General features: G+C 66.9%; 1 protein-coding gene. It reads left to right on the top strand.

Annotation, left to right across the window (positions count from 1 at the left end; translation table 11 throughout):
* Positions 1-75: 75 nt before the first annotated feature.
* On the top strand, positions 76-988 hold a 913-nt coding region (locus GSQ79_RS14110), incomplete at its 3' end, for a caspase family protein (RefSeq protein WP_174243220.1).

Genomic DNA, 988 nt, shown 5'->3' with positions numbered 1-988 from the left:
GCAAGAGATTTACGGAACCAACGCGACGGCCGTCAAAAGGTCGCGCGCAAACGTTGCTGCGATAGGGATGGACGCATGCGCAAGGTCATCACATTTCTCGTCGGTCTGGTCGTCGCGGTCGTCGGCTTCTCGCCGAGCTTTGCGCAGACAAAAGAGAAACGCGTCGCCTTCGTCGTCGGCAACGCCAATTATGCCGCAGGCGCGCTGCCGACGGCGGCCAACGATGCCGGGCTGGTCGCGCAGACCCTGCAGGCTGCCGGCTTCGACGTCGTCGGCGCCCGCGACCTCGATGCCGAGACCTTTCGCCAGTCCTACGGCGAGTTTCTCAAACGCCTCAGTGCAGGCGGGCCCGACACCGTCGCCTTCATCTACGTCGCCGGCTACGGCCTGCAATACGGCAACGAGAACTACCTGGTGCCGATCGGCGCGACGGTGGCGCATGACCTCGACATTCCGATCGAGGCCATCCGGCTCAGCGATCTCACCGGTCCGCTCGCCGGGCTCAATTTGAAGGCGCGGTTCGCGGTGTTCGATGCCGCCTATCCCAGCCCCTTCGCCAAGGGTGGGGCGCCGCTGGCCGGTGGCTTGGCCCTCGTCGACGCGGCGCCGGGATCGCTGATCGCCTACAATGCGGCGCCCGGCACCGTCGCGCCGGTCGGCAAGGGGAATTATGGTCCCTATGCCCAGGCGCTGGCGGCGATGATGCGCGAAGGCGGGATCGCGCCGGACGAGCTGTTCGATCGTGTGCGCCTGCGCGTCAACGACGCGACCAAGGGTGCCGAGGTGCCGTGGGATTCTTCCAAGATCGACACGGCGTTCCGCTTCTTCGACCTCGGACCGGGCGCTCCGACGCCCCAGGCGACGGCGAGCGTCGCCGCGATGCGGACCAAGCCGATCCGCGATTTCGCGGTGAGCGACGCTTACAGCGCCGCGCTCGATCGCGACACGATCGGCGGCTACCAGGAGTTTTTGACGGCCTATGGCCGCG

This window comes from Beijerinckia sp. L45 (assembly GCF_009765775.1).
Lineage (GTDB): Bacteria > Pseudomonadota > Alphaproteobacteria > Rhizobiales > Beijerinckiaceae > RH-AL1.
Note: the sequence above shows the minus strand (reverse complement) of the source record. Positions and strands in the feature narration are given on the sequence as shown.